Source organism: Pectobacterium peruviense (genome assembly GCF_003312355.2).
Lineage (GTDB): Bacteria > Pseudomonadota > Gammaproteobacteria > Enterobacterales > Enterobacteriaceae > Pectobacterium > Pectobacterium peruviense.
The window spans coordinates 1956589-1980375 of sequence record NZ_CP161826.1; the positions used below are offsets into that span (position 1 = coordinate 1956589).

25 protein-coding genes are annotated in these 23787 nt (G+C 55.0%); 18 read left to right on the forward strand and 7 right to left on the reverse strand.

What is annotated here, in order from left to right:
- The first annotated feature begins 141 nt into the window (after positions 1-141).
- The 17 genes from nrfA (at position 142) to DUT67_RS08980 (ending at position 15020) form a co-directional block, all read left to right on the forward strand.
- Positions 142-1515, forward strand: a complete 1374-nt coding sequence (gene nrfA, locus DUT67_RS08900; protein ID WP_368350138.1) for an ammonia-forming nitrite reductase cytochrome c552 subunit — start codon at positions 142-144, stop codon at positions 1513-1515.
- Positions 1516-1563: 48 nt separating this feature from the next.
- Complete coding sequence (nrfB, locus tag DUT67_RS08905) at positions 1564-2133, forward strand: cytochrome c nitrite reductase pentaheme subunit (RefSeq protein WP_113633099.1); 570 nt, start codon at positions 1564-1566, stop codon at positions 2131-2133.
- Positions 2130-2801, forward strand: coding sequence for a cytochrome c nitrite reductase Fe-S protein (gene nrfC, locus DUT67_RS08910; protein ID WP_113633100.1), 672 nt, complete (start codon positions 2130-2132; stop codon positions 2799-2801). The genes nrfB and nrfC overlap by 4 nt, the downstream gene beginning before the upstream one ends.
- Positions 2798-3760 carry a cytochrome c nitrite reductase subunit NrfD gene (gene nrfD / locus DUT67_RS08915; RefSeq protein WP_113633101.1) on the forward strand — a complete coding sequence of 321 codons (963 nt, stop codon included), beginning with the start codon at positions 2798-2800 and terminating at the stop codon, positions 3758-3760. The genes nrfC and nrfD overlap by 4 nt, the downstream gene beginning before the upstream one ends.
- Before the next feature lie 21 nt (positions 3761-3781).
- On the forward strand, positions 3782-5656 hold the full coding sequence (locus DUT67_RS08920) for a heme lyase CcmF/NrfE family subunit (RefSeq protein ID WP_113633102.1): 1875 nt from the start codon (positions 3782-3784) through the stop codon (positions 5654-5656).
- Positions 5649-6050 carry a heme lyase NrfEFG subunit NrfF gene (nrfF, locus tag DUT67_RS08925; RefSeq protein ID WP_113633103.1) on the forward strand — a complete coding sequence of 134 codons (402 nt, stop codon included), beginning with the start codon at positions 5649-5651 and terminating at the stop codon, positions 6048-6050. The genes DUT67_RS08920 and nrfF overlap by 8 nt, the downstream gene beginning before the upstream one ends.
- Positions 6047-6877, forward strand: a complete 831-nt coding sequence (nrfG, locus tag DUT67_RS08930; protein WP_113633104.1) for a heme lyase NrfEFG subunit NrfG — start codon at positions 6047-6049, stop codon at positions 6875-6877. Before nrfF ends, nrfG begins: the two co-directional genes overlap by 4 nt.
- A 190-nt stretch (positions 6878-7067) precedes the next feature.
- Positions 7068-7688, forward strand: coding sequence for a cytochrome c biogenesis heme-transporting ATPase CcmA (gene ccmA, locus DUT67_RS08935; RefSeq protein WP_113633105.1), 621 nt, complete (start codon positions 7068-7070; stop codon positions 7686-7688).
- A complete protein-coding gene (gene ccmB, locus DUT67_RS08940) occupies positions 7688-8344 on the forward strand; it encodes a heme exporter protein CcmB (RefSeq protein ID WP_005970933.1) in 657 nt (218 codons plus the stop codon). The genes ccmA and ccmB overlap by 1 nt, the downstream gene beginning before the upstream one ends.
- Before the next feature lie 68 nt (positions 8345-8412).
- Positions 8413-9153, forward strand: a complete 741-nt coding sequence (locus DUT67_RS08945) for a heme ABC transporter permease (protein WP_113633115.1) — start codon at positions 8413-8415, stop codon at positions 9151-9153.
- Positions 9150-9368 carry a heme exporter protein CcmD gene (gene ccmD / locus DUT67_RS08950; protein ID WP_113633106.1) on the forward strand — a complete coding sequence of 73 codons (219 nt, stop codon included), beginning with the start codon at positions 9150-9152 and terminating at the stop codon, positions 9366-9368. Before DUT67_RS08945 ends, ccmD begins: the two co-directional genes overlap by 4 nt.
- On the forward strand, positions 9365-9847 hold the full coding sequence (gene ccmE / locus DUT67_RS08955; protein WP_113633107.1) for a cytochrome c maturation protein CcmE: 483 nt from the start codon (positions 9365-9367) through the stop codon (positions 9845-9847). The genes ccmD and ccmE overlap by 4 nt, the downstream gene beginning before the upstream one ends.
- A complete protein-coding gene (locus DUT67_RS08960) occupies positions 9844-11799 on the forward strand; it encodes a heme lyase CcmF/NrfE family subunit (RefSeq protein WP_113633108.1) in 1956 nt (651 codons plus the stop codon). Before ccmE ends, DUT67_RS08960 begins: the two co-directional genes overlap by 4 nt.
- Positions 11796-12353: a DsbE family thiol:disulfide interchange protein gene (locus tag DUT67_RS08965; RefSeq protein ID WP_113633109.1), complete on the forward strand. Its 558-nt coding sequence runs from the start codon at positions 11796-11798 to the stop codon at positions 12351-12353. Before DUT67_RS08960 ends, DUT67_RS08965 begins: the two co-directional genes overlap by 4 nt.
- Positions 12350-12808, forward strand: coding sequence for a cytochrome c-type biogenesis protein (locus DUT67_RS08970; protein WP_113633110.1), 459 nt, complete (start codon positions 12350-12352; stop codon positions 12806-12808). The genes DUT67_RS08965 and DUT67_RS08970 overlap by 4 nt, the downstream gene beginning before the upstream one ends.
- Entirely contained in the window at positions 12805-13674 is an 870-nt protein-coding gene (gene ccmI / locus DUT67_RS08975; RefSeq protein WP_113633111.1) for a c-type cytochrome biogenesis protein CcmI, read from the forward strand. The genes DUT67_RS08970 and ccmI overlap by 4 nt, the downstream gene beginning before the upstream one ends.
- Positions 13675-14021: 347 nt before the next feature.
- Positions 14022-15020 carry an IS110 family transposase gene (locus DUT67_RS08980; RefSeq protein WP_113628142.1) on the forward strand — a complete coding sequence of 333 codons (999 nt, stop codon included), beginning with the start codon at positions 14022-14024 and terminating at the stop codon, positions 15018-15020.
- Positions 15021-15728: 708 nt separating this feature from the next.
- Here DUT67_RS08980 and napC read toward each other — a convergent pair.
- From napC to napF, 7 genes are read right to left on the reverse strand one after another with little or no spacing between them, the layout of a single operon-like run.
- Positions 15729-16331, reverse strand: a complete 603-nt coding sequence (gene napC, locus DUT67_RS08985) for a cytochrome c-type protein NapC (protein WP_010276503.1) — start codon at positions 16329-16331, stop codon at positions 15729-15731.
- 8 nt (positions 16332-16339) lie between these two features.
- Positions 16340-16792 carry a nitrate reductase cytochrome c-type subunit gene (gene napB, locus DUT67_RS08990; protein WP_113627838.1) on the reverse strand — a complete coding sequence of 151 codons (453 nt, stop codon included), beginning with the start codon at positions 16790-16792 and terminating at the stop codon, positions 16340-16342.
- Entirely contained in the window at positions 16789-17652 is an 864-nt protein-coding gene (gene napH / locus DUT67_RS08995) for a quinol dehydrogenase ferredoxin subunit NapH (RefSeq protein WP_113627839.1), read from the reverse strand. Before napH ends, napB begins: the two co-directional genes overlap by 4 nt.
- Positions 17639-18340, reverse strand: coding sequence for a ferredoxin-type protein NapG (gene napG, locus DUT67_RS09000; protein ID WP_113627840.1), 702 nt, complete (start codon positions 18338-18340; stop codon positions 17639-17641). Before napG ends, napH begins: the two co-directional genes overlap by 14 nt.
- Positions 18337-20823 carry a nitrate reductase catalytic subunit NapA gene (gene napA, locus DUT67_RS09005; protein WP_113627841.1) on the reverse strand — a complete coding sequence of 829 codons (2487 nt, stop codon included), beginning with the start codon at positions 20821-20823 and terminating at the stop codon, positions 18337-18339. The genes napG and napA overlap by 4 nt, the downstream gene beginning before the upstream one ends.
- On the reverse strand, positions 20820-21140 hold the full coding sequence (gene napD / locus DUT67_RS09010; RefSeq protein ID WP_048259757.1) for a chaperone NapD: 321 nt from the start codon (positions 21138-21140) through the stop codon (positions 20820-20822). Before napD ends, napA begins: the two co-directional genes overlap by 4 nt.
- The gene (napF, locus tag DUT67_RS09015; RefSeq protein ID WP_048259758.1) at positions 21137-21673 is read right to left on the reverse strand and encodes a ferredoxin-type protein NapF; all 537 of its coding nucleotides are present in this window, start codon (positions 21671-21673) and stop codon (positions 21137-21139) included. The genes napD and napF overlap by 4 nt, the downstream gene beginning before the upstream one ends.
- 355 nt (positions 21674-22028) lie before the next feature.
- Here napF and narQ point away from each other — a divergent pair, with 355 nt between their 5' ends.
- On the forward strand, positions 22029-23747 hold the full coding sequence (gene narQ / locus DUT67_RS09020) for a nitrate/nitrite two-component system sensor histidine kinase NarQ (RefSeq protein WP_113631589.1): 1719 nt from the start codon (positions 22029-22031) through the stop codon (positions 23745-23747).
- Positions 23748-23787 lie beyond the last annotated feature (40 nt).

The window sequence follows — 23787 nt, forward strand, 5'->3', positions numbered from 1 at the left end:
TGTCACGACAGTTGTTGTGGTTTCTGTCAAATGGATAACTAAAATGACCGCCAGTAGGCGGCTTAATGTGGACACAAACGCATGGTCAGGATAAGCATGTCAATCTCCTATCTGTGGGGCATGGTAGCCAGTCTCTTTCTCATGATGCCAGCCTATTCGGCGGATGTTCCGGCGTCTCCTTCTCCCGCCCCGATAGAGGCAAGAAATTCGGTATTCATCAATCAACACCCCGATCAGTTCAACTCGTGGAAAGCGACCAGCGAACAGTCTGAGCGCCACGATGCGCTGGCAGAAGATCCCTATATGGTGATCCTTTGGGCGGGTTACCCCTTTTCCAGAGACTATAACAAGCCGCGCGGTCACGCTTACGCAATAACGGACGTGCGTGAAACGCTGCGTACCGGTGCACCGAAGACGGCAGAAGATGGTCCTCTGCCAATGGCGTGCTGGAGTTGTAAAAGCCCGGACGTCGCTCGATTGATCCAACAGGAGGGCGAGGAGGGCTACTTCAAAGGCAAATGGGCGCGAGGTGGACCGGAGATTACTAACGATCTCGGCTGTGCAGACTGCCATGATACCGCATCACCGGATTTTGCTCAGGGCAAACCCGCGCTGACGCTGTCCCGTCCTTACGCGGAACGCGCAATGGAGGCGATTGGCAAACCGTTTGATAGCGCCAGTCGGTTCGGACAGCAGTCCATGGTCTGTGGGCAATGCCACGTTGAGTATTATTTTTCTGGCAAAGACAAAGCGGTGAAATTCCCATGGGATAACGGCACGAAAGTCGAAGACATGGAGAAATACTATGACGCCATTTCCTTCTCCGACTGGACCAACACCCTTTCCCGCGCACCGATGCTGAAAGCCCAACATCCAGAATATGAAACTTGGAGCGTTGGTATCCACGGTAAAAACAACGTGACCTGTATCGACTGCCATATGCCGAAAGTGAAAAACGCGGATGGCAAGCTGTACACCGATCACAAGATAGGTAACCCCTTCGATAACTACGGCGAAACCTGCACCAATTGCCATACGCAGGATAAAGCGGCAATGCAGGCAGTTGTCGCTGAACGCAAAACGGCGATTCAGGAATTAAAACTGAAAGCAGAAGAGCAACTGGTTCACGCGCATTTTGAGGCCAAAGCGGCCTGGGATGCCGGTGCAACCGAAGCCGACATGCAGCCGATTCTGATGGATATCCGCCATGCGCAGTGGCGCTGGGATTTGGCGGTGGCGTCGCACGGCATTCACATGCATGCGCCGGATGAAGGCTTACGGATGCTTGGCACCTCGCTGAGCAAATCTGCCGAGGCGAGAACCAAACTGGTGCGCCTATTGGCACAGAAAGGTGTGACAGGGGAAGTCAAGTTGCCGGATATCTCGACGAAAGAGAAAGCGCAACAGGCGATTGGTCTCAACATGCAGCAAATCAACGCCGAAAAACAGGATTTCCTGAACACGGTGGTGCCGCAGTGGGATGAGCAAGCGCGTAAAGCTGGACGACTGAACTAATAACCCCTCATCGCCCGTGGACGCGGGCGATCATAAAGTGGAGTGGATATGAGCGTATTACGTTCGTTATTGACTGCCGGGGTGCTGGTATCAGGCATGCTTTGGGCCTTGCCAGGGCTGACGCAGCCCGCACCTCAAGCGGAAAAAGGAGAGCGGTGGGAAGTCATGCCACAGCGCAATCCCGATGAGGCTTGTCTACAGTGCCATAAACCGGAAGAGGATGGCATGCAGGGTAAACATGCCTCCGCCGTCAACCCGCATAATCAACAACAGCTGACCTGCACTAACTGTCACGGCAAGCCCTCGCTGCTGCACCGCGAAGGCGTTAAAGATGTCATGCGCTTTAACTTCCCGATGTATAAGGTGGAAGAACAGAACAGCGTCTGTATGTCATGCCATGCGCCGGAGCAGTTGCAGAAAGCGTTTTGGCCACACGATGTGCATGTGACGAAAGTGGCGTGTGCTAGCTGTCATCAACTGCACCCCACGCAGGACAGTATGCAGACGCTGAACGACAAGAGCCGCATCAAACTGTGTGTGGATTGCCATAGCGATCAGCGCAATAACCCCGATTTCAACCCAGCCTCAGTGCATCTGGGTAATAAGAGGCAGCCATGAGTTGCTCTCGTCGTCAATTTCTTGCCCGTATGGGCGGGCTGATTGCCATCACCAGCACGGCGGGGCAGGTCGTCGCACAGACGCTGAACGTTAACGGCGTCCGCTACGGCATGATCCACGATGAATCGCTTTGTATCGGCTGTACGGCGTGCATGGATGCCTGCCGTGAGGTCAATCAGGTGCCGGAGGGCGTATCGCGTCTGACGATCATTCGCAGCGAACCGATTGGGACATTCCCAGACGTGAAATATCGCTTTTTCCGTCACTCCTGCCAGCACTGCGAGAATTCACCCTGCGTTGACGTGTGTCCTACTGGGGCGTCGTTTCGTGATGCGGCAAGCGGCATTGTGGATGTGAATCCCGATCTGTGCGTCGGGTGCCAATACTGTATTGCTGCCTGCCCTTATCAGGTGCGCTTTATTCATCCGAAGACGAAAACGGCGGATAAGTGCGATTTTTGCCGCAAGACCAACCTGAAAGCCGGAAAACTGCCCGCCTGTGTGTTGTCTTGTCCGACGAACGCGCTGACGTTCGGTAATCTTGACGATCCTGACAGCGAGATTTCTCGCCTGCTTCGTCAACAGCCGACCTATCGCTACAAAATCGCGCTCGGCACCCGTCCTAAGGTTTATCGTGTACCGTTTAAATACGGGGAGGTTCATCAATGACGCCCGTGTCTTCAAGCGCATTCCATTTTGATTCGTTAGTCTGGGACTGGCCGATTGCGATTTACCTGTTCCTGGTGGGGATTTCTGCGGGGCTGGTGACGCTGTCGGCCTTGCTGCGGCGCTACCACCCCGAACAGGCAACCGCAGACAGTACGTTAATGCGCACCACGCTTATTCTCGCGCCGTGCACCATCATTTTCGGATTGCTGATTCTGGTCTTCCACCTCACGCGCCCCTGGACGTTCTGGAAGCTCATGTTTCATTACAGCTTTACCTCCGTGATGTCCGTTGGGGTTATGCTGTTTCAGGTTTACATGGCGGCGCTGGCAGTCTGGCTAGTCAATATTTTTAGCGAGCAGGCTATTGTGCTGCAACAGCGCTGGCTGCCGAAGCTGACTCTCTTCCCCAAGGTACTCGGCTGGCTAGCACCGATGCAGAAATCGCTGGATATCGTGATGTTACTGCTGGCGGTGATGTTAGGGGCTTACACCGGATTCTTACTCTCCGCGCTGAAGACCTATCCGCTGCTGAATAACCCGATTCTGCCTGCATTGTTCTTGTTTTCTGGCGTGTCCTCCGGTGCCGCAGTGGCGCTGATCGCCATGACTTGCCGCTATCGCCGCAATCCGCATAGCGAAGAGGCGCTCTTTATCCATCGCGTCGAAACGCCTGTCGTGTGGCTAGAGATCTTCTTGCTGTTCGCGTTCTTTATTGGCCTCGCGTTAGGGGATGATGGGAAGCAGCGGGCGCTGGTGGCTGCGTTGGGTGGTGGATTCTGGGCCGTATGGTTCTGGCTGGGCGTTGTAGGGGTTGGATTAGTTATTCCCTTACTGCTCAAGTCGTGGGCTAACCGACAGCATTCACCCTACGGCGTGCTGGCGGTCTGCGGTATGAGTCTGGTGGGCGTTTTGCTGCTGCGCTTCTTTATCCTCTATGCGGGGCAGTTAACCGTTGTCTAGTTCCCAGCAAGAGGCCTGTTGATGTTGTTATTGCCAGAGTTTGGGTATGTGTCGCTGTTACTGGCGGTTTGCGTCGGTGTGGCAACAGCGTTGCTGACATTTTCAGGCTACTCTCTGCGCTGGTCGGGCACTTACCGACTGGCGCGGTGCTGGACGCTGGTGCTGTTTGGTCTCGTGCTGTTCGCGTTTGTCGCGCTGACGCTGAGCGTGGTACAGGATGATTTTTCGGTTAATTACGTTGCCCAGCATAGCCACCGTGATTTACCACTGGGGCTAAAAATAGCCGCAGTCTGGGGCGGGCATGAAGGATCGCTGCTGCTGTGGCTGCTGTGTTTATCCGGCTGGAGCGCCGCGTTCGCCTGTCGCTATCGTAAGGCGACGAGCGATCTGTTCCCGCTGACGCTGGCGATGCTCGCGGTGATTGCGACCGCGTTGCTGGTATTCATCGTCTTTTTTTCCGATCCTTTTGTGCGTCTCTTCCCGCCTGCTGTAGCGGGGAGGGATCTCAACCCGATGCTGCAACATATTGGCCTCATTCTCCATCCACCGTTGCTCTACCTAGGCTATGGTGGTTTAACCGTGAGTGCAGCACTGGCGTTAGCCGCCCTAATTCACGGCGAGTTTACGGCTCCGGCCGCCTGGATTTGCTGGCGCTGGACGCTGCCAGCCTGGAGCCTGTTAACGCTGGGTATCATCCTCGGATCGTGGTGGGCCTATAACGAGCTGGGCTGGGGAGGATGGTGGTTCTGGGATCCGGTAGAAAACGCCTCATTGCTCCCGTGGTTAACGGCCAGCGCATTGCTCCACAGTCTGTCTGTCACGCGAATGCGCGGTATCTTCCGCCATTGGTCGCTGATATTGGCGCTGTTGACCTTCATTTTATGTCTGTTAGGCACGCTGATTGTTCGCTCCGGGATACTGGTTTCTGTCCATGCCTTCGCCCTCGAACATGACCGCGCGGTGCCTTTATTTATCCTGTTTGCTTGTTTAAGCATGATGGCGCTAGCTGTTTATGGCTGGCGTGCTCAGCTTGTCCATTCCGCAGCCCGTTTCTCCGGCTGGTCACGGGAAATGGCAATACTGCTGGTGCTGTTGTTATTCAGTGCCGTCGCGCTGGTGGTTCTGCTCGGCACGCTTTATCCGATGATTTATGGACTGGCGGGCTGGGGGAAAATCTCAGTAGGCGCACCCTATTTTAACCGTGTGCTCTTGCCCTTCGCTGGCTTGATGCTGTTGCTCATTGGAGTCGCAGCGGGAGGCTACTGGAAACGTAGCGCGCGATGGTCTGCCCAGCGCTTAGGCGTGACGCTGGCAGTCGGTGTCGTCATCACTTTGGTCTTATGGCCTTATGGATACGCTGTGGCGCTGGCCTCCGGTCTGATCGGCTGGGTGATGGCGGCTCAGTGGCTACAGCCGCTCTCGGCGTTACGCCAACAGCTTCCTGCGCTGTTAGCACATACGGGTGTGGCGCTGTTTGCCTTGGGGATTGCGTTCTCTGCGGGGAGCAAGCAGGAAATCAGCGCCAATGTGGGGCAGGGAGAACAGGTCACGTTGGGTGACTATCAGTTTCATTTTTTACAGCTGGATTTAGTGGCAGCGCAGAATTACACCGCAGAGCAAGCGGTGATTGCGATTTATCGTGGCGACTCACCGATCGCCCGCGTCATACCAGAACGCCGTTATTACAACGCACGTAAGCAGCAGATGATTGAACCGGGTATTGCCTGGGGGCCAATCAGGGAATGGTATGCCGTGATGGGCGAGAAAACCGGCGAAAACCGCTATGCGATGCGTTTCTATGTGCAAACCGGCGTTCGCTGGGTGTGGGGCGGCGGCATGTTGATGGTCGCGGGCGCACTGCTGGGGTGGTTCCGAGGGAGAAGAGTCTATGACTAAGCACCTTGCGCTTATTCTCATGCTGTTAGCTTTTTCTGTGCAGGCGCAGGTAGTCGATACCTGGGTGTTTTCCAGTCAGACACAGCGTCAGGACGCGATGGCGATTGCTGGAGAGTTACGCTGTCCACAATGCCAGAATCAGAGCCTGCTGGAGTCGAACTCGCCCGTCGCGGTCAGCATGCGCCATGAGGTTTTTTCCATGGTGGATCAGGGAAAAGATAAGTCAGAAATTATGGCGTTTATGAACCAGCGCTATGGCGATTTTGTGCAGTACAACCCCCCGATGAAAATGCAAACCGGCATCCTTTGGCTAATGCCGCTGTTTTTGCTGTTAGCGATCGCGGTGATTGCGTGGCGAGTGATGCGGCGACAGAACCGAGGAGCGCGCTTATGAGTCTGCTAAACGTGTTAATCGTCGCTGTCGCTATGCTTGCTCTGGCTGCTGGACTGCTGTTGCCGCTATTGCCCCTGCGCAAAACGGAAGGGGATGGAAAGCTACCGCGTTTAGCGGAACGCATCTGGCATTTTCAATGTGAACAGGCCGTGAAGCATCTATCCGAGCATGAGGCCAAGATGCTGGGGCGCGAACTAACTCACGATCTGCCGTTAACGTCATCTTCTTCTTCTGCACAGTGCCCGATGCCCACTATCGCCGTTGTGGTCGCGGTCATCATTATCCTATTGAGCAGTGCTGCACTCTATGCGCTGAGCCCGCGCGGTGCGCTCGTTCAGGTGGAACGCCAGCGGCTTGCCGATCCGCTACGCGATTTTAGCGACGCGCAGCAGCAGGAAAAACAGCTTGCTGTCTTGCAGGACAGCATTCGTAAAACACCGAGCAACAGCGTCCTCTGGGCTGAGCTGGGTGAATATTATCTTTATCGAAACGCCTATGACAACGCACTGCGTGCTTATCGGCAGGCGATTGCGCTGAAGGGTGACAGTGCGGAGCTGTATTCGGCGCTGGCGACGGTGCTGTATTACCAGTCGGGTCAGGTTGTCACGCCTCCTATGCAGGAGATGGTCGATAAAGCGCTGGCGCTGGACGCCAACGAAGTGACGGCGCTGATGCTACTGGCGTCTGACGCGTTCTTGAAGGCCGATTATGCACGCGCGATCGCGATTTGGCAGCGCCTGTTGGATACATACAGCCCTCGGGTTAACCGCGCTCAATTGATAGAGGCGATCAACACGGCAACGCTGCTAAAGAATAGCCAGAAATAGTGCGTGATTTCCTTCGGCTCAGCAATGCCAGCACCGCTTTTTGCACCGTCATGATGACGGAGATAACCGGAATCACCGACTTTATTGATCTCAATAAAAAAGATTAACTCTTTAGGGTTACGGCCCCCAGAGGGGGGAGTAAAGACGTCATGTTATTCTATAGCCACGAAGAAAGTAGGAGTACACCCCGATGTTAGAAGCGCGCGATGTGGTTTGCATACGCGATGAGCATGTGCTGTTCAGCGCGTTGTCGTTTACCGCTAGCCCGGGAGAAATGGTGCAGATTGCCGGTGCTAACGGGGTAGGGAAAACATCGCTACTGCGTATGTTAAGCGGCCTCGCGACGCCCGAGTCGGGGGAAATCTGCTGGCAGGGGCAGCGTATCAATCGTATCCGCGAGCATTTTAATCAGCAGCTTCTGTGGCTAGGCCATCAACCGGGCATCAAAAGCGTCCTGACTGGTGAAGAAAACCTGCGCTTCTTCTATCCGCAACTGCATCAGGATGCACACTGGCAGGCACTTGCCGCCGTCGGGCTGGCAGGATATGAAGATGTGCCCGTGGCGCGTCTTTCGGCGGGGCAACAGCGGCGCGTTGCGCTGGCGCGTTTGTGGCTCACCGACGTGCCGCTGTGGATTCTGGATGAACCGCTGACCGCGCTTGACGTGGCAGGTGTCGAAATGCTGACACAGCGAATGGAACACCATATTGGGCACGGTGGCATTATTATTTTAACCACTCATCAGCCGCTACGTCCGTTTGCTCAAAGCATCCGCTGTATCCAGCTCACACCGAGTGAGGGCACGCCATAATGCGGCGATTGATTGCTCGAGAACTGCGCGTCGCGTTACGTAACAACGCTGAAATTCTCAACCCGCTGTGGTTTTTCCTCATCGTCATCATCTTATTCCCTTTGGCTATTGGGCCGGAACCACAACTGTTGATGCGCGTGGCGCCGGGCGTGGTGTGGGTGGCGGCATTGCTCGCGTCTCTGCTGGCTATGGATCGTCTTTTTCGCGATGACTATCAGGATGGTTCGCTAGAACAACTGACGCTGCTGCCGTTGCCGCTGCCGTTAGTGGTGCTGGCGAAAGTGGTGGTGCACTGGATGGTCAGTGGGCTGCCGCTGCTACTGCTTTCGCCGTTAGCGGCACTTCTGTTTGGGCTGGACAGCCACGGCTGGTGGGTGATGGCGTTAACGCTGTTGCTCTGCACGCCAACGCTGAGTTTTCTCGGCGCTATCGGCGCGGGATTAACGGTCGGGCTGCGCCGCAGCGGCGTACTGTTAAGCCTGCTGGTATTGCCGCTGACCATACCGCTGTTGATTTTTGCTACGGCGGCAGTCGAGGCCGCAATGATGCAACTGCCGGTGGGCGGATATCTGGCGATCCTCGGCGCTTTTCTGGCAGGTAGCGCGACCCTAAGCCCGTTTGCTACGGCGGCGGCGTTGCGGGTGAGCATACAATAATTTTCCGATCTCAGGATCGCATTCGTCGTCCCGTTGGGATGCGTTTTACGCAAAGTGAGCACACGATTATGTTGAAAAAAAACTATCAGCTTACGCAGCCGGATCGCCTTTATGGCCTTTGCGGCAGGCTTATCCCCTGGGTGGCACTGATCAGCGTCGCGTTGCTGATCGGCGGTTGCCTGCTAGGGTTCGGGTTTGCGCCTGTAGATTCTCAGCAAGGGCAAGGGTATCGCATCATCTACCTGCACGTGCCTGCTGCCGTGTGGTCGATGGGGGTCTATGCCGTGATGGCGATTTTCGCGCTGGTCGGGATGATTCGGCAGTCAAAAACGGCGGAGCTTGCCGTGGCAGCGATGGCTCCCGTTGGTGCGGTGTTTACCTTTATTGCGCTGACCACCGGCGCTACCTGGGGTAAACCGATGTGGGGAACCTGGTGGGTTTGGGATGCACGCCTGACGTCGGAACTCGTCCTGTTATTTCTGTACGTCGGTATCATCGCGCTCTACAACGCATTTGACGACCGCCGCCTTGCCGGGCGTGCCGCGGCCATTTTGGTGCTGGTTGGCGTGGTGAATTTACCCATCATCCATTTCTCGGTCGAGTGGTGGAATACCCTGCATCAGGCATCGACAAAAATGCAGAAAACCATCGATCCTGCTATGCGTCTTCCGCTGCGAATCATGATGCTAGGGTTTATGAGTTTGTTCGTGACGTTGTCACTCATGCGATTGCGTAATTTGATACTGGTGCAGCAGCGCCGCGCACCGTGGGTTGCTGCGCTGGTCAATAAAGGAGGAGTAGCACGATGAACATCGCCTTCACGAGTTGGCAAGATTTCTTTGCGATGGGCGGCTATGCCTTTTACGTGTGGCTGGCCGTGGTGCTAACGCTGCTACCGCTGAGTGCATTGATCGGGCATACCCTTTTGGGGCGTCGTGCGCTGTTGCGGGATATTCGCCGCCAACAGGCGCGTGATCAGCGTAAGAGCACGGCGCGCCAGTCAGCGATGGAGGTAGTGCAATGAGTGCGACACGTAAAACTCGCCTGTATGCCATTCTGGCCGTCGTCTGTGGCGCGGTGCTGACGATAGCGCTGACGCTCTATGCGCTGAGTTCAAATATCGATCTCTTCTATACGCCCAGCGAAATTCTCTACGGCAAAAATGAAACGCAGGAAAAACCGGCGATCGGGCAGCGTTTGCGCGTCGGCGGCATGGTGATGCCGGGCAGCGTACGCCGCGACAGCCAAAGTCTGGAAGTCCGTTTCACCGTTTATGACGCACAGGGTTCAGTGGACGTGACTTACAACGGAATGCTGCCGGATTTGTTCCGCGAAGGGCAAGGCGTTGTGGCGCAGGGCATTCTGGATACCGACGATCATATTGCGGCGAAAGAAGTGCTTGCCCGACATGATGAAAACTACACGCCACCGGAAATCAAAGCGGCTATGGAAGGGCAGAATGGTCACGCCTCTGCGGCTGGCATAGAGGGTAAACGGTTATGATGCCTGAAGTGGGCAATTATCTGCTCTGTCTGGCGCTGGGTGTTGCATTGCTGCTCAGCGTGTATCCGCTATGGGGGGCATCACGTCAGGATGAACGCCTAATGGCGCTGGCGCGTCCTCTTGCCTGGGCGCTGTTTGCATGCATTTTGGCTTCCTTCCTCGTCTTGGTACATGCGCTGGTGATCAATGATTTCACTGTCCTTTATGTAGCAAACAACTCGAACCGTGCGCTGCCAGTGTGGTATCGCGTGGCGGCGGCATGGGGCGCACATGAAGGATCGCTGCTGCTCTGGGTTCTGCTGATGAGCGGTTGGACCTTTGCCGTGGCGGTATTCAGCCGAGGGATGTCGCTCGATGCGGTCGCCCGGGTATTAGCTGTCATGGGGATGATTAATGTCGGCTTCTTATTGTTTATCATCCTGACGTCGAATCCCTTTACGCGCACGCTGCCAGACTATCCGATTGATGGGCGCGATCTCAATCCGCTGTTGCAGGATGTTGGACTCATTTTCCACCCTCCGCTGCTTTACATGGGCTATGTCGGTTTTTCCGTAGCGTTTGCGTTTGCAGTTGCCTCGCTGCTGGCTGAACGGCTGGACAGTGCGTGGGCACGCTGGTCCCGACCATGGACGCAGGCGGCCTGGTCGTTCCTGACGTTGGGTATCGTCCTCGGCTCCGGTTGGGCGTATTACGAACTCGGCTGGGGCGGCTGGTGGTTCTGGGATCCGGTAGAAAATGCCTCACTGATGCCGTGGCTGGTGGGCACGGCGCTGCTGCACTCGCTGTCGGTCACTGAAAAACGCGGTAGCTTTAAAGCCTGGACGGTGTTGTTGGCTATCGGCGCGTTCTCGCTCTGTCTGTTGGGGACGTTTCTGGTGCGTTCTGGCGTACTGGTGTCGGTGCATGCATTTGCCTCCGATCCGGCGCGTGGGATGTTTATTCTCGCATTTCTGGTCATTGTTATCGGCGGTTCGTTGCTGCTGTTCGCCATCAAGGGCAACAGAGTACGGGCGCGGGTGACGAATTCGCTCTGGTCGCGTGAGACGTTCCTGCTCGGCAATAACTTGATCTTGATGGCAGCTACGCTGGTGGTGCTGCTGGGAACGCTGCTGCCGTTGGTGCATAAGCAACTGGGGTTGGGCAGTATTTCCATTGGCGCACCGTTCTTCAACACCATGTTTACCCTGTTAATGGCGCCTTTTGCCTTGCTGTTGGGCGTGGGGCCGCTGGTTCGCTGGCGGCGCGACGAGCCGCAAAAGCTGCGTAAGCTGCTGCTGGTTGCGCTGGCCGTAACGGCGACGCTGTCGCTGCTGCTTCCGTGGTTGTTGCAGGACTCGCTGGTTGCCATGACGGCGGTCGGTCTATCGATGGCGCTGTGGGTATTCTTCTTAACAGTGTACGAGCTGCATACCAGTTCCACCCAGCGTCACGGTTTACTGCGCGGTTTGACCAAGCTCTCATTGAGCCAGTGGGGCATGGTGTGCGGTCATATTGGGCTGGCGGTGACGGTGGTCGGTATTGCCTTCAGCCAGAATTATAGCGTCGAACGCGATGTACGGATGCGGGCAGGCGACAGCATACAAATTCATGATTACCGTTTTACGTTTCAAGGCGTACAGGATGTCGTAGGACCTAACTGGCACAGCGGTAAAGGGACCATTGAGGTCACGCATAACGGCAAGCCGGAGGCGATCCTGAAAGCGGAAAAACGCTTCTATAACACCAGCGGCGCGGTCATGACGGAAGCCGCTATTGATGCAGGTGTGACGCGCGATCTCTATGCGGCCTTGGGCGAACAATTAGATGACGATAGCTGGGCGGTACGACTGTATTACAAACCCTTTATCCGCTGGATTTGGTACGGCGGGGGGCTGATGGCGTTAGGGGGGATCCTGTGCATGTTTGACCCTCGCTATCGCCTGCGTCGTGCTGTTAGGGAGGCATCATCATGAGCCGTAAGATTTTATTAATCCCGCTCGCCCTGTTTTTGCTTCTGGCCGTTGCCTTGCTGTGGCAACTGGTGCGTAACAGCGACGGCGATGATCCCATGCGACTGGAGTCTGCCCTGATTGGCAAATCAATCCCTGCGTTTCGTCTTGAATCTCTGGATCAGCCGGGAAAGGTGTATAGCCAATCTGAACTGAGCGATGGGAAACCGTTGCTGCTGAACGTTTGGGCGACCTGGTGCCCAACGTGTAGGGCAGAACACCAGTTTCTCAACACGCTAGCGGCGCAGGGAATCCGCGTCGTGGGCATGAATTATAAAGATGAACGTCCCAAAGCGGTCGAATGGTTGAAGACGCTCGGTAACCCCTATGCGCTGAGCTTATTTGATGGTGATGGGATGCTGGGGCTGGATCTGGGCGTGTACGGCGCGCCGGAAACCTTCTTGATCGACGGACAAGGCATCATTCGCTATCGCCATGCGGGCGATCTCAACATGCAGGTGTGGCAAGACACGCTGCAACCGCTGTGGGAAAAATACAGCAAGGAGGGCGGCGCATGAGAGTGCTCAGCTTCCTTAGTGCACTGCTGCTGTCGTTCAGCGTGCTGGCGTCATCCGAGGTATTGCGTTTTGACAACGATACCCAGGAGCAACAGTTCCGCGAGTTGACCATGCAACTGCGCTGCCCGAAATGCCAGAACAACAGCATTGCCGATTCCAACTCGATGATTGCTTCGGATATGCGGCAGAAAGTGTATGAGCTAATGCAGCAAGGGCAAACGAAAGAGCAGGTTGTCGATTATATGGTGGATCGTTACGGTTATTTTGTGACGTATGAACCACCGATCACGCCTTTCACGATCTTGCTATGGCTGCTGCCTGCGCTGTTTCTGACGGCGGGGGCTGCGATGATTATTCGGCGCACGCGCCGCATTAAAAGTGCTAAAGAACCGATGAGTGAACAGGATAAAAAGCGCTTGCAGACGTTGTTGGGACGTGAGGAGAAATCGGAATGATGTTACTGACAACCATCATTGTTTTATCGCTGATTGCACTGTCCGCGCTGCTGCTCGCGCCGTGGTCGTCACGGGGGGAATACGATCGCGATGCGATCAATCAGACGCTGTATCGCGATCGTCTGCGCGAGCTTAATGGGGATGTTGCCAATGAGCAGGAACGTGCTCAACTGGTTGAAGAACTCCAGCATACGTTATTGCAGGATATTCCCAGCGGAACGAAGGTAAAACAACGCCCGCTGAGCCATTGGGTTTTGCTGCCGGGCGTGCTGCTGCTGGTCATCGTCAGCCTCGGCATGTTTTGGAAGACGTCTGCGGTTAATCGGGTGCAAGAGTTGCAGCAGGTCGTTGTGTTAACGCCGGATCTAATGAAGCGAGCGCTGGATGCTGATGCAGAACCGCTGACCATTGAGGAGGTTGCGCGTCTCGGTCTGGGGCTGCGCAGTCAACTGGAGACGCAGCCAGACAATGCACAAGACTGGTGGATGCTGGGGCGTATCGCGGGTTTGCTGAATAACTATGACATGTCCGTGCAGGCGTTTGCCAAAGCGTTCCAGCTTGATCCGAAAAATACGGATCTGGCGTTGGACTATGCCGATCTGCTGTCGAGATCCACCGACCCGCGTGATAGCCAGCGCGGTGGTGACATGCTGCGTGAGCTGATGAATTCCGGCTCGACCAATGTTCGCGTACTGAGCCTGTTGGCTTTCAATGCCTATGAAGCCCAGCGCTATCAAGATGCGATTGAGGCCTGGAAAGCGATGTTAAAACTGCTCCCGCAAAACGACACACGCCGAGCGGTTATCGAACGCAGCGTGGCGCAGGCCGAAGCCTCTCTGTCGGTGCAGGCGGTTACTGGGAAGTAAATCCTTTTTATCTTCGTCATCAATAGCAAAAGGGCGATATATCGCCCTTTTGTTGTTTCTGTTATTGCGGTGGAGGTTTCGTGCGCAACACGCCGCGTGAATTTCTGCAACTCGCGTCGCACGCGCCCGACACGGGGCGGCTTGTATCTTTCTCATGTAGTGATTAGCTATCACTACATGAAACAGAGTGAGCTTCCAAGGGGCGCCAAGGCTATAACCTTGCGATTGAGTTTAAGCCCTCTGTTTCACCTTTCACGCCAGCATTAACATTGAACGGTTACCTAGAGCACTGACTCTGGATGTACAAGCGGAACGGGCGTGACGGCTTCAGTGAAAGGGGGGACATTATGTATTACGTCGGCATTGATATCAGTAAACGTTTTATCGATGTGTGCTTATTGGTTGATGGCATTAAAGGTAAACGGAAGACGAAAGTGTTACCCAATGGCCCCAACTCAGCACAGGCTTTGGCTCAATGGTTAACCCTGCAAAAATGTGAACCGAGCCAAGCTCATATCATCATGGAAGCGACGGGCATTTATCACGAACACCTCGCTTATGGCCTTCATCTGGCTAACATTCTTGTGTCAGTGGCAAATCCCCATCGAGTGCGTGAATTTGCCAAAGGAATGGGGATATTGACGAAAACGGATAAAGTGGATGCCTATGTTCTGGCGTGCTATGGCTACCTGAAACAACCAGAAAATTGGGTTCCGCCTTCGCAAGAAATAAGAAAACTCAGGGCATTATTGCAGCACAGGGATAGCGTGCTTGATGATAAACAACGCGTAGAAAATCGGCTGAGCACGTTGAAATCCACAGTGGCCCCGGAAGAAGTCCTGACCTCGCTGGAGTCGATTGAACGAAATTTAAAGGATGAGCTGGCAAGGATTGAACGCCTGATAGCGGAGCATATAGATAAGCATCCCAGGCTAAAAAACGACCTGAAACTTCTGCAATCGATTGATGGAGTTGGAGAGCAAATCGGGTGGAATATGTTAGCCATCATCCGGGGTAATCACTTCAGGAGTGCGGAACAGGTGGCGGCGTATCTGGGGGTTATCCCTGTAGAGAGACGTTCAGGCACCTCGGTGTGTGGCAGAGCCAGATTGTCTAAAATAGGGCCGCCGGGCATCCGGGCAAAGCTGTATATGGGAGCCATAGCGGCTATCAGTTGGAACAGTCATGTGAGAGCGCTCTATGAAAGATTGCGGCTAAAAGGAAAAGCGAAGATGGTGGCGATAGGGGCGGCGATGAGGAAACTGGTGCATCTGTGTTATGGCGTGCTGCATACGCAGCAGCCCTATGACAAAAATTATGGGATGACGACTCATAAAAATGCTTGACCGGCAACACGGTTACTCATCGCCGTCGCCCCGTGACCCCTGGCTTTTTGCGGGAAATCGCGCCGCTTTGCGGTTCCTTCGGAGCTCATGCCCGCTTTTCGGACCGCCTGCGACGCGTTCCTTACGCGGCGCAGGCTTTCGCGGCGTCCATGCCGCTCATCCGGCGGTCATGCACACCTCAGCGCAACTTTTTACGCGAGCCAACCCCATAAAATCAAAAGACTGAACGGAGTACATCTTTATTTGTGACGGGATTCTTCCGCCTGCGCGAAGGATTGATGTGGTGTGTGATGAACACAGCCTTCATGCAAAGGGGATGCTGTCCTCATACCGTTGACAACCCTATTTGCAGAATGAAAACGGGAGTAACGGAATAGAAGAGTAAAGCGTTTGCGCCAGGGACAAAAACGTCAGGAACGTTTTTGAACGTCGCTTGCGACGGCCCTGAAAGGGTGAATCTCAGGGATGAGATTCATATCTGCGCAAGCCGAGCGCACAGGGATGTGTTCACAGCGTCTTTACGATCTATCCGTTACTCCCGCTCTACGGACTGTGTCAGCAACCTCGCCCTTTTGTTGTTTCTATTGTTGCGCACGAAACCCTCACTGTATTTACAAAAATACGATAACCAGACCTTGGGAAGGGCGGATGTTTCCGCTTGTGATGAGGACGGCATACACCGTCCTGTGAGTTACAAGGAGGCGCGGGTTATAACCCGCTTTTGACGCCGTGCATGTCCGGCAGTTTGTGTGCGATGCCTTTGTGGCAATCGATACAGGTTTGACCGAGTTTTATCGCTTCGCTGTGTTTCTCTGCTGCGACCGTTTTTTGCCCTGAGAAGTCCATATAGTCAAAGTTGTGGCAGTTGCGGCATTCCTGAGAATTGTTATTTTTCATGCGCCGCCATTCGCTCTGCGCCATCGTCAGTCGGTGTGCTTCGAACTTTTGTGGCGTATCGATGGTGCCCATTATTTTGCCGTACAGTTCTTTGCTGGCCTGAATCTTACGCACCATTTTCGGCACAAACTCATGCGGAACGTGGCAATCCGGGCAGGTGGCGCGCACGCCGCTGCGGTTGCTGTAGTGCGCGGTTTCCATATATTCCTGATAGACGGTATTGCGCATTTCATGACAGCTGATGCAGAACGCCTCGCTGTTGCTCATTTCCATGCCTTTCTGAGAGGTCGCCAGAAAGAAAATACCACCCGCGAAGCCGATAATCAGCAACGTTCCCAGCGCCAGCCGACTTGGGCGACGCCACCATTGCCATAGCTGGCGTAACAACCGTCCTACTTTTCCTGGCTGTTTCATCGCAAACCTCACTGTCCAAAGCCTTTAGAAGGGGTGAACGTGTTGCCAGTAATCGGCGAACTGTCCGCCTGTGGCACATGGCATTGCAGGCAGAAATGGCGTGCCGGTGCCACATTGCTCAGCACTTTGCCGTCTCTGTCGACAAAGTGGGTTGGGCTGACGCGTGGGGCGCTGGTGGAACGATAGCTCTCCACGCCGTGGCACTGTAAGCAGCGGTTAAAGGTTGGGGTGACCTGATAGCCATCTACGCTATGCGGAATCATCGGCGGTTGGTTGACATAATTGAGCGCCATACGCTCCTGCTGCTTCGGCATCCGGCTGTTTCCCGGCTGTGCCGCCGCGACTTCCGGCGATTGGCTTAAATCGACCTGTGCAGTGGCTATTGCACTACCTATCATTGTACTGCCCATTATCGCTAGGGCGGTGATCCAACGAAACCATCCCATTCTCAGGCTTTTCATGACTTTGCTCCCGATTTCCATCTAAGGGTTATTTTAAAAACGTCTTCAGCGCAGACATCAATACAGCGTCCGCATGTTATGCAGTCTCGGTCAGTCACCTGTACCGGACTGTCTTTATCGAGCAAAGGCGCGCGCAATACCTGCGGCTCTGGACAGACATGAAAGCAGTCCATGCAGCGCGTACAGCGTTCACGTTTGGCGGCATCCACAGCTAATGCGCCTTTGCTGCCAAGCGCACCATACAGCGCACCGGTTGGGCAAAGGTGCCCGCACCAGCCATGTTCCACGACCAATAAATCAAACAGAAATAGCGCCAGCAGCAGCCAAATACCCGCACCAAACCCGAAAATTAGCCCACGACCCGCCAGTGAGACAGGGTTGACCCATTCCCACAACAGCCCACCCGTCAGCGCGCTACCTGCCAGAATAAGCATCAGCAGCAGATAGCGCAGATTGCGGGGAAGTGTTGCCGAGGCGGTGATGCCGAAACGGCGGCGCAGCCAGGCGGCTAAATCGGTGAGCGGATTCACAGGGCAGACCCAGCTACAGAACAGGCGCTTACCCGCCAGTGCATAGCTCAGCGCAATAATCAGCGCCCCGACTAGCGCAAGGGCGGCGGGCAGATGACCACTAGCCAGACTTTGCAGCACCATCAGCGGATCGCTGAGTGGCACGGTGTCGAGCAACCGGCTGGCGCTGTAGTTACCGCGTAAGATCCAGAACCCTAACAGCGGGCCGCTGAGGAACATGAGCAGTACCAGAGATTGGGTCAGACGGCGCAGAACTAGCCAGCGGTGACTGCGCCACCAGCCTTTTTTCGCCTGAGCTTCTCGTCCGGCATCTTGCTTACGATTTGCCATCGCGTGCCTCCAGCCAGTTGAAACGGTAGTGGTGCCCGAGCTCGCCTTTTGCTAATGCGCGCGGTAAGACCTTTATCGCTGGCTGTTCCAGCACGCAGGCTTTTTCACATTTGCCGCAGCCGGTACAGACATCGCTGTGCACGATAGGTAGAAAGCGAGCATGCTTTCCGGTGCGGGCATTGCGTTCTGGCTCTAGTGTGATGGCGCTATCAATAAGGGGGCAGACGCGATAACACACATCGCAGCGTAACCCCTGATAGTTCAGGCAGTTTTCCTGATCTAACAACACCGCCAATCCCATGCGGGCATCATCGATAGCATCCAGCGGCTGTAAGGCACCGCTGGGGCAAGCGACCACGCAGGGAATGTCCTCACACATCTCACACGGGATATCGCGTGCGACAAAGTAAGGGCTACCCGCTGCGGGGCCGGATACCAGCGTCGCCAGCTTCAGCGTGTCATAAGGACAGACCTGAACACATTGACCACAGCGGATGCAGGCACCGGAAAAAACCGCTTCAGGCAGCGCACCCGGCGGCCGCAGCCGGAGTACGTCAGCCTGCGCGCGCCGCTGCTGAATGCCGAGTATCGTCACCGCTGCGGATAAACCCGCAACGGCACGAACGGCGTCACGCAGAAAGCGGCGGCGAGCGGGGGAGGAATTCTCCGGGCGTGCCATGTTCGCTATACCTTAGCCAGCTTGACGGCACATTTTTTAAAGTCCGTTTCTTTCGACAGCGGATCGGTTGCATCCAGCGTCAGGACGTTGGTCATCTGCGCGGCGTCGAAGAACGGCATATACACCAGCCCGCGCGGCGGTTTATTACGACCGCGTGTCTCAACCACGGAGATGACTTCGCCACGGCGCGAGATGATGCGTACCTTTTCACCGCGTCGTAGATCGCGCGCTTTAGCATCCTGCGGGTGGATAAACAGCACGGCCTCGGGGAAGGCGCGGTGCAGCTCTGGGACACGACGCGTCATGCTGCCAGTGTGCCAGTGCTCCAGCACGCGACCGGTAGAGAACCAGAGATCGTACTCGTCGTCCGGTGCTTCTGCGGCAGGTTCGTATGGCAGCGCGAAAATCACCGCCTTGCCATCCGGTTTGCCGTAAAAACGGTAGGCTTCTCCCGCTTTGACGTAAGGATCGTGTCCTTCGCTGTAGCGCCACTGCGTTTCCTTACCGTCAACCACCGGCCAGCGTAGACCGCGCACCTTGTGATAAGCATCGAACGGTGCTAAATCGTGACCGTGCCCACGGCCAAACGCGGCGTATTCTTCAAATAGACCTTTCTGCAAATAAAAACCGAATTCGCGAGATTCGTCGTTCAACTGATTTTCTGCTAATTCGCTGAGTGGGAAACGCGTGGTGACATCGTTAGCAAACAGCACGTCGTAGAGCGTCTTGCCGCGGTAGGCGGGTTTCTGCGCCAGGAGTTCTTCCGGCCACACGTCCTCTACGGCGAAGCGTTTGGCAAAGCTCACGACCTGCCACAGATCCGATTTTGACTCGCCTGGCGCTTTAACCTGCTGACGCCAGAACTGCGTCCGGCGTTCGGCGTTGCCGTAAGCCCCTTCTTTTTCCACCCACATCGCGGTAGGTAAAATCAGGTCGGCGGCCAGTGCGCTGATGGTTGGGTAAGGGTCGGAAACGACAATGAAGTTGCGCGGATCGCGCCAGCCCGGCATACGTTCCTGATTGATGTTGGGGCCAGCCTGCATATTGTTGTTACACATCACCCAATAGGCATTCAGAGTGCCGTCTTTCAGCGCCCGATCTTGTGCGACGGCGTGCAGACCGATTTTTTCAGGGATGGTGCCTGTCGGTAACTGCCACAGTTTTTCCGCAATCGCACGGTGTTTCTCGTTGGTTACGACCATGTCTGCTGGCAGGCGGTGGGCAAAGGTGCCGACTTCACGCGCGGTGCCGCAGGCAGAAGGTTGACCCGTTAATGAGAACGGCCCGCAGCCTGGCTGAGAGATTTTTCCGGTCAGCAGGTGGATGTTATAAACCAGATTGTTCGCCCAAACGCCACGCGTGTGCTGGTTAAAGCCCATCGTCCAGTAGGAGATCACTTTCTTCTTCGGATCGGCGTAGAGTTTTGCCAGCGCTTCCAACTGATCGGCAGGAACGCCGCTGATCGCGACCGTTTTTTCCAGCGTATAGTCGGCGACAAAGGCTTTGTATTCTTCAAAACTCATCGGTTCGGATGCATCGGAACCGGGATTTTTCGCCGCTTTTTCCAATGGATGCGTCGGACGCAGCCCGTAACCGATATCGGTCACGCCTCTACGCAGGTTCACGTGGCGGGTAAAGAAGGCCTCGTTCACCGCGTTATTTTGAATAATGTAGTTGGCGATGTAGTTGAGAATGGCCAGATCGGTTTGCGGCGTAAACACCATCCCGTTATCTGCCAATTCAAAACTGCGGTGCTGATAGGTGGACAGCACGGCAACCGTGACATTGCTATTCGATAGGCGGCGGTCAGTGATACGCGACCAGAGAATCGGGTGCATCTCCGCCATGTTGGAGCCCCACAGCACAAACGCATCGGTCTGCTCGATATCGTCATAGCAACCCATGGGTTCATCCATACCGAAGGTACGCATAAAGCCTACCACCGCCGATGCCATACAGTGGCGCGCGTTGGGGTCAATATTGTTGGAGCGGAAACCGGCTTTGAACAGTTTGGCGGAGGCATAGCCTTCCCAAATTGTTGATTGTCCGGAGCCAAACATGCCTATTGCGTTCGGGCCTTTCTCCTTCAGCGCGGTTTTGAATTTCTCCGCCATGATGTCAAACGCTTTGTCCCAGGAGATCGGGGTAAATTCGCCTTCTTTATCGAATTTACCATCACGCATACGCAGTAACGGCTGGGTCAGACGATCCTGTCCGTACATGATTTTGGGCAGGAAATAGCCTTTGATGCAGTTTAGTCCGCGGTTAACCGGCGCTTCGGGATCGCCCTGACTGGCGACGATGCGTCCATTTTGCGTTCCTACTAACACACCGCACCCCACGCCACAGAAACGGCAGGGGGCTTTATCCCAGTGGATAGCGTCCGATTGCTCGGTCGCGGCGCGAACCGCGATAGGGATGGTGATGCCTGCGACCGCGGCCGCCGCTGCGACAGCATTCGCCTTCATAAAGTGTCGTCGACTGAGTTTCATGGTATTTCCTCACCCTGAGCTTGTTGATCAAGAGGTTGTTCATCGAAAGCAAAAGATTGTTCATCAAAAGACTGTTCATCAAGCTGGTGATAAACCAGCGAAACCGCCAATACGCCTGCAAGTTCGCGTATTGACGCTATGTGTTTTAACAGCGTGTCTTCTGAATCTGATTCCAGCACCACGGCCATTTTTCCGGTATCGCTATCGCTGGCGGCTACCTCCACATTGGGTAATTTTTCCAATGCGTCGCCTACTGCCGCCATACGTTCCGTATTGACGTGAACCACGACACTGCAAACATGCCAGACTGTGCTCATCGGTTTTCCTGTTGCGTCGTGAGACGCGCTGGCGCGGAGTGATATCCCGCTGTTATTTTTGTCATCGATATGGCACCGACGGGGCACCCAGAGATACAGGCGCCACAGGTGGTACAGGCGTCATCATCGATCGACGGTGCGGCAACGCGTCCGATAGTAGGACGAAACCGTATCGCGCCTGTTTCACACGTATCCTGACAGCTGCGGCATTCCACCTGATGCCGTGATAAGCAGGCATCCTGAATCGTCAGGTGGTATTCCCACGGCGCGGTGTGACTCTCCGCGAACAACGCCTGTGGACACGCGCGAGCGCAGTCATAGCAGAAGGTGCATTCGCCGCGCTGGAAATCAATGGTGGGAAAGCCCCCTGAACCGCGCTGGATGATCCTCGTTCCGCAAGCCTCAACGCAGGCATTACAGCGCGTGCACTGACTCAGAAAATGGCTTTCAGTACCACTCCACGGCGGACGCAGCGCGTTGTCTGCACGCTGTAGACCACCGGTCAGTAAGGAACGTCGGGAGAGGTTAGTCATGGCAGTTTGTCGCTCTGGCACTCGGTAAAATATCCAATAAAAAACACGTTGTTTTTATAGGGGTTACACTATGCTCCCTAGGCCGTATGCGATAATCACCCTTTAGAGGTAAATGGGGGTGCCGGATCAAGCTTATGTAGGATTCGCGCCTTATCGGCTTGCCTGAGCGAGTGGGGATCGTGATAGTGGATACCCGTCATACTTCAAGCTGCATGTGCGTTGGCTGCGCTACTCGGCCCACTTATGTGGACCTCGCCCCGTTGGGGCCGCTGCAAGCAGCGTACAAGTCTGCCTCTGGCAGACTTGTCACTCACCCGAATCACTTACCTGATGCTAAAGAGGATTGCTTGTTGTGATGGTCAAACGTCCTGTTTCTACCAGCCTGGCTCGCGCATTTTTTTATATCGCGTTGCTCTCATTCCTGACGACGGGCATTGCGCTGCTGACGTTAGCCAGTGGCTTGCGCGATGCAGAAGCGATCAACGTTGCGGGCTCCATGCGTATGCAAAGCTATCGCATGGGGTATGACTTACAGGGCGATCGCGCAGCGTTAGAAGCGCATCGCCACCTCTATGCGCAAACGTTGGATTCCCCGGTTTTTCACCTGTTGGATCGCTGGTATGTACCGCGCGATGTACGCGACCGCTATGCAGCGTTGTTGCAGAGTTGGAAAACGATGGATGAGCGCCTGAGCGCAGGGGATCGGGTGTGGTATCAGGACAATATTGTTCGCTATGTCACGCAGATCGATCTCTTTGTGCTGGCGTTGCAGCATTATTCCGAACGCAAGATGATGATAGTGGTTGTGACATCAATAATTGGCTCGATCACTATCTATATACTGATCTTCTTTACGCTGCGCCGCATTCGTCGTCAGGTCGTCGTGCCACTGAATAAGCTGATGGCGGCCTGTGCGTCCATTGAGAAGGGGCGTTTTACCCATTCGCGGCTGGATGTCAATCTGCCCAACGAATTGGGATTATTGGCGCAAACCTTCAGCAGCATGACTGATGAATTGCAAAAGCTCTATCGCTCTCTGGAAGACAAGGTACGGCAGAAAACGCTGCGTTTGCAGGAAGTGAACCGCATGCTGAAGGTGTTGTATAACTGTTCTCAGGCGATGAATGTCAGCACGATCGACAGGCATTGCTTTCAACAGATTCTGCAAATTGTCCACCGCTATGAAACGGTCGTTTGTCTGGAAATGCGGGTAGGGGAAAACTGGTTGTTATGCGAAGGCCAGCCGGACGAGCAGACTGCATGGCAGGCGCTGCCTATCCGTTTGCAAGAGGTCGAGTTTGGACAACTGCGGTGGCAGGCATCAACGCAGCAGCCGTCGGCGCAACTGATGGAAAGCGTCGCCAATATGCTGGGGCGCGGCCTCTATTTTAATCAGGCGCAGAAGCACTACCAGCAGCTGCTCTTGATGGAAGAGCGTGCCACTATCGCGCGTGAACTGCATGACTCGCTGGCTCAGGTGCTTTCTTATCTGAATATCCAGATGACGTTATTAAAGCGCGCGGTAGCAGAAGAAAATGCGCAGGCTCGGCAGATCATAACCGATTTCGAACAGGCGTTAAGCGATGCGTACCGCCAACTGCGGGAATTGTTGGGAACGTTCCGACTGACGCTGCAACAGGCTGATTTGCCTGCGGCGATGCAGGAAATGATTGAACCGTTAAGAGCGCAGACTCCGGCGACGATTGATATCAATTGCCGAATTCCTACGCAGGCGCTGGATGCATCACAGCAGGTTCACCTGCTGCAAATCATTCGCGAAGCGGTGCTGAACGCCATTAAACACGCGCAGGCGACGACGATTACCGTCAACTGTCGTACGCAGCCGGACGGGAGCCATTCTGTTGATATTCGTGATGACGGCTGTGGCATTGTCAATCAGGAAGAACCCGCAGGACATTACGGTTTAAATATTATGCAGGAACGCGCCGAACGGTTGGGAGGGCGGTTAGCTATTGGCCTCCACCCTGAAGGAGGGACGCAAGTTAGCGTTCGTTTTTCGACGCCGACGACAGCGCGTGAACGCGACAACACGAATAATCTCTACCCTGAATAATTTGAGCGGCGTATACATCGCTTGAAAGATGACAGGGATA